A 9,017-nucleotide genomic window follows, 5' to 3' on the forward strand; every position below is an offset into this window, starting at 1 on the left:
GCGATTATATCACTCCGACCTGGCCGACAGGTCCGTCAAATTCTGGACTGTTCCGACAATAGCAAGAAGAGCCGTCCTTGGAAGAGACGCGAAAAATGGGACAGACGTCAGGAACCCGTCAGTCCCCTATTCGAAATGTTACGGGATGACAATGTCAGACGATTATGCGATTCTTTTTGTAGGGGCGAACGGCTGTTCGCCCGTGAGTGGATTTCAGTGCAGGCTAAAGGGATGACAGAAGAGGCGCTCATCAGAGAAGACCCTAGGGGTTGACTACCCTTCACGTCATCCTGACAATGTTCCTGGTCAGGATCCCTGTGTCTCGCGACAAACAGGACCAAAGGAACCAATCAGGCCCTATTTTCGACAGTGTTACTACTACCTGTCATCCTGACAACGCTCCTGGTCAGGATCCCTGCCCCTCGCGAAAAAATGAGACGCTAACATCCTGTCAGTCCCTATTTTCGCTTACCTCGATTGGCGGGCATCGTTCTTTAGCGCAGAGCTTCTCTTAGAACAGGATGCTGAAACATGTTCAGGCGTAGAGAGGACAATCGCGGGACATCTAGGGCTGTTCAGTCCTTATTTTGGCTTACATCGTGCAGCGGTTTCTATGATCCGACCTTCGCGCCCCTCAGGAAGTTAATCAGAGCGTGCTTGATCAAGAACTTATGTGATACATATGTATCATCATAAATCACCTAAGTGATACAATACTATTGAGGTGATTGAAATGAAGACGGTTAATGTTAGAGATATTCGAAACAGGTTCAGCGAGATTGTTGACAGAAATGAAGAACTCTTGATTTTAAGGCGTGGGGTTCCGGTGATGAAGATATCACCAGTCTCTAAGGAAGACTTAATGAAATACTATCTTTCAAAGGCACAAGAAGAAGCAGAAAAGATCGGGCTAAGTGAAAAAGAGGGGCTGCAAGTTCTAGACGAGCTGAGAAAAGAGATGAAAGATGAAGGTCGTTATTGATACGAATGTTGTGATTTCGGCGGCTCTCGGTTCCAGAACTTGTAGCAAGGCCGTTATTAAGGCACTAGACCAGGGGGTAATCGAGCCGCTGATATTTGTGCAGGAGCTACGAAGCCTCATAAAGAAACTAAAAGGGAAGGAAAAGTACAGGCACATTGAATTAGAACACCTCTCCAATTTCATAGACTATTTTATAACGATGGTTGAGATTGTAGATGACTACAGGTTGCTTCCTTACAGCAATAATTTTCCCGACAATCATTTCATTTCATTGGCGGCAGCACGAAATGCTTTGCTTATAACCGGCGATAAACTTTGCCTTGAAAGTCCACTAACTGGGAATGTAAATTGCAAGACGCCAGCCCAATATCTGAGTGAATCTTTTTGATGCTCCATTACGCGTAAAAGGGACCCCAGGAGCCGATAAGTCCTATTTTCGCTTACAGTGCTCAGCGGGTTTTTCGTTCTTTAGCGAACAGCGGATCTTTTACACGAGATCCCGTGCAGGTGCATCACGGGATGACAGCCCTGCCCGTCATCCTGACAATGCTCTTGGTAAGGATCCCGGTTCTTCCTCCTGCACAGAGGTTTTATTACTCCGACCTGGCCGACAGGTCCGTCAAATTCTGGACTGTTCCGACAATAGCGACAAGAGCCGTCCTTGGAAGGACGCGAAAATGGGGACAGACGCTAGGATCCCGTCAGTCCCTATTTTCGCTTACGGCATTCAGCTTGCAGCCAAAGCGGATCTTTTACGCGAGATCCCGTGCAGTAGACACTATGTCATGACGGTCTAGGTTATTAAGAAGTCGTCACATACTGTCATTCTGACGATGCTCGTGATCAGAATCCTGAACTCAGGATCGAAAGAACGTTCCGCTGCAACTCAATGAAAACCCAGTGTATCAGAGGTTTTGAGAAGGTCACCGATTATCTTCACTGTTTCAACCGCATCGTTGAACTGAATCCCTTTGGCATAGCTGTTTTCATTTTGATACTTTTCCCAAAGTCTTTTCTGGTACTCAGAGTCAATGAGTTCGTAGACAACGCTTTCGTAATGAGCTAGTATACTCGATGATCCTCGTCTACGCGCGGTGTTTTCAATTGCTTTCTTTAGTGTGGGGGTGGAGATTTGGTCTTTCTTCAGTCTGAAAAGCGTGTGAACGTCGTACAGGTCTCTAGGACGAGAACTCAAGACACTTCTTCTCAAGATAGTTTCGTATTTCTCGGCGAGTATCGTTTCCAATGTATATGCTTTTATGACGATTACCTCTTCTCCGAAGATTGAGCGATACTGGTAGTCAATTTCTCCGGGAGTTATAGCATCTCCAGTTGTCATGTCAATTCTCATTGGAATTCTGATTCGACCCAATCTTGCTTCCAAGGAAACACGGAAGTTGTTGTATTCGTCTTCCTCGCGGATTGTCACTATTCGCTCAAATTTGAAACTAACCCCGTCATCAACCGCTGTGTCGATTATTTCGGTCACAACTCTTTTGAGCGTATCTTCTTTCATTGAAAGGTTCTTGACTGTAGTATCCATATCTATTGTCGTTCTCTGCCCAATACCTAGAATAGATGCGATTAGAAGCCCACCTTTCAATATGAAGAACTCTTTGTATGAGGACCTAGCCACTCGCTCAATAAATCTTTCGAACATGAACATGTGAAGAATCTCTCCCGCCTTCAAGTCTTTCTCTGCGGCGATTTTACGAATCTCGTTTTTCAGCTTTTCCGGGTTTATCAGAGCAGAACCTCCGTATAAGTATGCAAGAGATCTTCAACTCCCAAAATGCGAGAGTATTTCGATAGTCTCGAAATATCATGCGTGCCCCTGAAGTAAGATCTCAAGGCATTCGAGACGATCTGAATATCAAACTCGTCTTTCTCCTTTAGCAGATCGCAGATGGTTCTTTCGGAATCGTAAGATCTTACAGTGCTTCCAAAAGGAGACTTAACACTGGCCAAACCCAGGTTAAAAAGCGACCGTTTCACGTAATGGAAGACCAGATCACTGCGCTCTTTCGAAAGATGCGTTACGTTTGATCCCTGAGGTACAGTAATGTGGTATTTGGATGGTGCCCGGTCTGAGAGACCGAGTAGATAGAGGGATGTTGTGTGAGAGAAGACACAGGATTTGCACCTCATCTGGAGTATCTTGTACTCATCTATTAATCTTTCTGATAAGACGTACACCCCCCGCGAGACCTTCTCAAGCTGTCCCAACTCAAGAAGCCGTCTTAGCTTTTCCTTTCTAATTCCCTCTGCTACGACATCACAGGTTTCAACAAAACCATTGTTTTCGGCAGCGATTTGTTTGATCTTTTCAAACTCATTCATCGTTTCACCTTCTGTACTAACGTGCTTTAATAATATCATATTAACGCACGTTAGTACAACTGGGTTTTATTTGACGTCAGGTGAGGCTACTATATGCCATTTGACATGATGCGCCGTAAATCACCTTCGGATACAATGCCGGAAAAGAACTTTTCAAGAAGTGATGCTGCTGTGTGGCAAGCCTGCCAGGCCAACCGTCATGGGTCCACCGGCTAAGAACCGCTGGCCGCTTGCTAGAAGACACTAATCGCTTGAAGAGCAAGGCAACAAGAAGAATGAGATCCCGTGCAGAGGCCCTGAACAGGAACGCTTCAGGGCAGGCTCTACGGGATGACAGTTTTACTCCCTTCACGTCATCCTGACAACGTTCCTGGTCAGGATCCCTGCCCCTCGCGGCGTTTCCGAAGTGTCCTCAGATTGTCATCCCGAACTTGTTTCGGGATCCGGTTTTGATCCTCTCGGAAAACGGTGGACCGTTGCCTGACAACGAAGCCTTCACAGCGTTCAGCGGGTTTTTCGTTCTTTAGCGAACAGCGGATCTTTTACACGAGATCCCGTACAGGAGCACTACGGGATGACGGCACGAGGGCGTTGGCTTGATGACAGTGTCACTCCCTTCACGTCATCCTGACAATGCTCCTGGTCAGGATCTCGATTCATGCGGAAAAAACGGGACAGACATTAGGAGAATCGTCACTCCTTTTTTTCTCGCCGCTAATAGAGAAACCCGAAGAGGAACAGCGGGATGATGTTCTCGAATCCGATTTCGATACCATCGCGCAGTACGAATCCGTTTGAGGAATCCTTAAGCTGGCGTCTTCCTTTGTCTGGACCACCCACTTCAAAAGTTATCTCCTTGTTTTTTTCTTTCAGGGTGAAGTCACCGCTGGCAGGCACGCAAATCCCCAGATGACCGACTTGCGAAACGAAGAAGGCTTCGCGTATCGTTCCCATGTTTGCCTCAAGATTCCATTGCGGTAGGCCGAGAGCATAATAGAGATTGGTTTCACCGAGAAAGACTTTTGAACCGCTGCGCATTCCTTTTATTCCTCTTCCGCATGGAAGGACTCTTTTCAGAACTCCTGCCCTCTCGAGAGAATCTAGATAGGTGTATAAGGTGACTTTGCTTATTCCTAACTCCTTACAAAGCGACTCGGGAGAGATTGAAGGAACAACACTGGTTGCCACAAAGGCGATGATCTTTTTAATGATTGTTGCTGCCTCGCCTCTCAGCGAGTCTTGCTCTACAACATCTTGATAAATCGCTTTGTCCAGAGTGTTTAGTATTCTCTCGTAGTAAGAACCGTACGAAAGCCGAAAAGGGTACGAACCGGCTCTCAAGTACTCCCTGAACAGCTCCAGCGGATGTAGCTTCTGAAGCTTTCTGCTGATATTTATGTGATTCTCGAGGAGCTCAGTAATGCTTACTGCGGGAAAGTTTTCGCCTTTCTCCAGATTGAGGAATTCTCTGAATGAGAGATGCCTTAGTTCACTCAATACCGCCCGCCTTGAAAGGTCTGCGGTCCCTTTCATTACGGAGTATCTAGAGCTGCCCGAGAAGTGAATCTGCTTTCCCGGATACGAATCATGTAAGGCCTTGATATCATTTGCCCATCCTGGCTGTCTATGAGCTTCATCTACCACTAACGTCTTTCCGCCAAGCTTGAAGAACGTGTCTCCTATGGCATATATTCCCTCTCTGAGAACTAAGGGATTATCCCCGGAGATGTATAGAAAGCCCTTCTGTCCTTTCTCAAGGATCTTCTGCAGAAGCATAGTTGTCTTTCCACAGCCTCTGGCTCCCACGATTCCCAGAAGTGGATCATTCCAATCAATAAGCTCATATGCATAACGCTTGAACTCTGTAGGAACAGAACTGAAAAGTCTCTCCTGGATCTCAAAAAAAGGTTGAAGGTCTACCATGGCGCACCTCCATTTAGTTCATTACATTATACCATTCTAGCGATTCGAGTTTAATATACTTTACCGACTAATGAATAGGACTCCATTTTCTGCGAAAGAGAGAGAATAGGAGAGAAAGGGATACAAGAGAGATAGAGAGACAGAGAGAGAAAAAAGAGAGAGGGTGAGAGAATGAGAGGACGAGACTGAAGAGATGAGATCCCGTACAGGAGCACTACGGGATGACAGTTTTACTCCCTTCACGTCATCCTGACAATGCTTCTGGGCAGGATCCCTCTCTCCCGCGAAAAATGGGACAGACGCTAAGATCCCGTCAGTCCCTATTTTCGCTTACAGCGTTAATCGGTTCCTAGCACGTCATCCTGACAATGCTTCCGGTCAGGATCTCTGTCCCTCGCTTTCTCTTGAGCGAAGCGAACTATCGACAATGCTCTTTCTCGAATGATCTTTTATCTGAGAGGTTCGAATTGTTTTTGAACGGTGAACTGTGAACCTTTCCATTTAATGATGATAAGATTGTTCATATCTAGGGTTTTGAGGTGATGTATGGATAGAGAGACTGTGAAGCTTACGCTTTTGGCCGAGGCGCTTGAGATGAACTGGAATTCTTACACTGTATACGAGCCGCTCGCCGAGCTAGACTCCTTTTTGGACAAAGATACAGCCGTGAAGTTGGCCGAGGCTTTGAAGAGCGGGTTTATGCTGGAAGTGTCTGTTGAAGAAATTATGGATGACGGGTTCTTCAGAGGTTATGTTGCCGGACTCATGCTCCACGACGACTCAATTTCTCTCCAAAAGAGAGAGGAGATAGCGAGAATTCTTGAGGACAATCTTCTTTCGGTTTTGAAGAGCGCAGACGAGTCGTTGCCGAGTGTTGACAAGTTTTATGGAAAAACCGGAGACTACGATAAGAGATTCTTTCCTCTCTTCGGGGATAAGGATAAGGCGAGATCGAAATCAAGTCTGAGGGAGAACCTCAGTCTTTTCTGGTATTACAGCAAAGACAGCTACTATATCCCTCTGATCCTTTGGGGAAATGAACTGGCCTCTTTTCTTTGCGAGAATGTAGATAAGCAGGGGCTTAAAAGTGAGACTACCGAGAAGCTAAAGAAGATCATGGTTTCAGTTGAAGCCTCTTATCCGATGAGCGAGGCTGTTCGGTCGCTCGTGGGTTTTCAGGTTCCCAAAGCCGAAAGCGATACTTCTTCTCAGCTTCCAATGCTTTCTCTGATCATGAACAAGAATGTAGGAGCGGAGGAAATCGTGGAGCTGATTGAAAGCATTACTCAGTATTCAGTCGTGAACTTGATGTATGCTCCTGTTGCCATGAATAGAAGCGACATTGCCGAAGAGAGGGAGCGGGCAAGAGAAATCGTCTTTCGAGTCTTTGATTCGCTTGAAAATTCGATTCTAGCTTTTGTTTTGAACGGTGGGGACGAGTTGACTATAAACGGCTTTCTTTACCAGATAGTCTTGCAAAATGATTTTTCGAAGCTTTTCGATAGATTGACGTCTCTTATGGAGATGCTCAAGGCAGAGTTTGCAGACGCAGCATTATTGGCTGTTGCAAGCGCGCTTATAGATAAAGAGGAGACGAAAGAAAACGTCGAGAGTTTTATTGAGTATTTGAAGGCTTTCAGGCATTCCTTCGGACTTGTGACGGCAGGGTTTCTGCTATCTAGTAAGTACGAACTGGAAGACAATTCCTTCGCGACTGAGATAAAGCGTGATGGCAAGCCCGATGAAACGGATTATTACTTACTTCTAGAATTGGCGCGAGACTTTCTTGACGATCTTGAACTGGCTTATCAGGAGATGATAACCGACTACGATCATATGGGCGATCTCGAAGACGTTTTCGAAGAGCTGGAAGAGATTACGGAGCCTTGTTTTGTTTCAGCCGACGACTCGGAGGAAGTGGAGTATTCTCGAGTGCCTATGTACACGCTGATAAACGCGGTGATGAGAAACAACGATCTTGATGATGCAATCGAGGCGATTGCGGCCTATTGCGACAGGTACATCTTCAACTTCGAATTCGTGAATACTCTTCTGTATATGCCCTCAAAAAACATGGATAAGGTCATGCAGCTCCTTCTTTTCTCGGGAGAAATGGCCGTTGGTTTCATAGATGACATTGCTGACCAAGACGACGAAGCTTACTTAATGAGTAAAGAGGAGAGTCCTTCCAACAGGGAGTATCTAAACCTTATAGAGAAGTATGTCGAGAAGCTGATCTACGACAAGAACTACAGGGAGGCATCAAGGGTTATAGAGGCGATCGATCCATATGTAAATCCCGAAGATCTCGATAACCTTTTCACCAGTATGACAATCGTTCGCTGGAGGACTAAGGACTTCGAAAACTTGAGAATAATGCTCGAAGCTATAAACGAGGAAGACGATCCCAAAGCGTTAGTCGTAAAGGCGCTCATGAATTACTTTAACAAAGAGGTCGACGCGGCGGAAGGAATCATTATCGATATTCTTCAAGAGCTGCCTGACTTCATTCAGTATCTTCTCGAAAATGACGAACCGGATGAAGAGGACTTTGACAGGGCTGACGATGGCGACGTCAGGTCCCAGAAGAAGATCGACGCTAAGCTCTTAGCAGAAGAGTTCAGAGAAGACTGGTTCAAGCTCAAGGGCGGTAAGGACTGGCTCAAGAAAGTCCAGAGGGTCTTTGATGAAGTGAGCTAGCTCCTGATAGACACTCACGCAGAAGTGAGGCTGGGAAAAGCATCCCAGGAAGTGATGCCCGGAAGACCATCCGGGGAAGTGATGCCCGGAAGAGCATCCGGGGAAGTGATGCGCCGAAAAGCATCGGCGGTCGCAATGCACTGTGGAGCATCAGTGGACGCAAGGCTGGCTTCGCCAGGTCGCAATGCCCGCTTCGCAGGGATGAAGAACCAACTGAAATAAGAGATTCGACGCAAGGCGCCGAAAAGCATCGGCGATCAATTAAGAAGTGATGCTGCTCCGCAGGAAGTGATGCCCGGAGGATTATCTGGGGAAGTGAGGCCGACTGCGTCGGGAAGTGATGCTGGCGCTTTCGCGCCAGGAAGCTGAACTTCAAAAGAAAATGACTGCGCGACAGTACTTGAATGGTGAATTTTCAGATGATATATTATCCTCAGTTCATTTTGAGGAGGATAGATGATGGACATTGAGAATCTTCAAATTTGGAAGCTTGTAACAAACGGTGAACTTCCCTTCAAGATAGAGCCCCTAAGATAATGGAGGTATTGACATGAGTATTGGAGTAAAGTCGATAAAGAGCTGTAAACCATATCAGTTAATACTTGAGTTCAGTAACGGGGAAGAGAGAGCGATAGATCTTGAGGGAATATTGAACAAGGGAAAGTTCTCGGAGCTACGAGACCCGAAAGTTTTCTGCTCGGCTTGTATCAGCTTTGATACTATTCAATGGTCCAATGGACTGGACATCTGCCCAGAGTACCTCTTTGATCATTCAAGGCCTATAGCAGCACTTCGTTGAGAAAACAGGATATGAATTGAAGAAACATGATAAACGCTCTTCGAAAGAGCGGGAAAGCGATTCTTTTTCTTACTTTCAGGAGCGTAATCAGAAGTCGACTATTAAGAAGATGGTGTTCCTTTTATCCGATTGAAGCATCAACAATCTGTCTCAAAGATTCTTGTATACATTTCTGCGATGTCCGACATGCAGAATAGTAACTGACTTATCTTGCTAACAAATCTCATAGATAATCCGATAATCACCAGCTCTTATCCGCCATCCCTCTCTTCC

General features: G+C 46.0%; 8 protein-coding genes. 5 read left to right on the top strand and 3 right to left on the bottom strand.

Features of this window, described 5'->3' with window-relative positions:
* From BG32_RS15935 to BG32_RS15360, 3 genes are all read left to right on the top strand, one after another.
* A partial coding sequence (locus BG32_RS15935; RefSeq protein WP_220660355.1) for a hypothetical protein occupies positions 1 to 235 on the top strand: 235 nt, incomplete at its 5' end.
* 498 nt (positions 236 to 733) lie between these two features.
* The gene (locus BG32_RS15355) at positions 734 to 982 is read left to right on the top strand and encodes a type II toxin-antitoxin system Phd/YefM family antitoxin (RefSeq protein WP_121527101.1); all 249 of its coding nucleotides are present in this window, start codon (positions 734 to 736) and stop codon (positions 980 to 982) included.
* On the top strand, positions 966 to 1,370 hold the full coding sequence (locus BG32_RS15360) for a putative toxin-antitoxin system toxin component, PIN family (protein WP_121527102.1): 405 nt from the start codon (positions 966 to 968) through the stop codon (positions 1,368 to 1,370). Before BG32_RS15355 ends, BG32_RS15360 begins: the two co-directional genes overlap by 17 nt.
* Before the next feature lie 498 nt (positions 1,371 to 1,868).
* Here BG32_RS15360 and BG32_RS15365 read toward each other — a convergent pair whose 3' ends face one another.
* From BG32_RS15365 to BG32_RS15375, 3 genes are all read right to left on the bottom strand, one after another.
* A complete protein-coding gene (locus BG32_RS15365; protein ID WP_259459808.1) occupies positions 1,869 to 2,648 on the bottom strand; it encodes a nucleotidyl transferase AbiEii/AbiGii toxin family protein in 780 nt (259 codons plus the stop codon).
* 77 nt (positions 2,649 to 2,725) lie between these two features.
* A complete protein-coding gene (locus BG32_RS15370; protein WP_121527104.1) occupies positions 2,726 to 3,322 on the bottom strand; it encodes a type IV toxin-antitoxin system AbiEi family antitoxin domain-containing protein in 597 nt (198 codons plus the stop codon).
* A 714-nt stretch (positions 3,323 to 4,036) separates the two neighbouring features.
* On the bottom strand, positions 4,037 to 5,245 hold the full coding sequence (locus tag BG32_RS15375; RefSeq protein ID WP_006486457.1) for an ATP-binding protein: 1,209 nt from the start codon (positions 5,243 to 5,245) through the stop codon (positions 4,037 to 4,039).
* A gap of 546 nt (positions 5,246 to 5,791) precedes the next feature.
* Here BG32_RS15375 and BG32_RS15380 point away from each other — a divergent pair.
* Positions 5,792 to 7,945, top strand: coding sequence for a hypothetical protein (locus BG32_RS15380; RefSeq protein WP_121527105.1), 2,154 nt, complete (start codon positions 5,792 to 5,794; stop codon positions 7,943 to 7,945).
* A gap of 550 nt (positions 7,946 to 8,495) precedes the next feature.
* Complete coding sequence (locus BG32_RS15390) at positions 8,496 to 8,744, top strand: DUF2442 domain-containing protein (protein ID WP_006486464.1); 249 nt, start codon at positions 8,496 to 8,498, stop codon at positions 8,742 to 8,744.
* Positions 8,745 to 9,017 lie beyond the last annotated feature (273 nt).

The organism is Mesotoga sp. HF07.pep.5.2.highcov (assembly GCF_003666285.1).
Taxonomy (GTDB): Bacteria; Thermotogota; Thermotogae; order Petrotogales; family Kosmotogaceae; genus Mesotoga; species Mesotoga prima.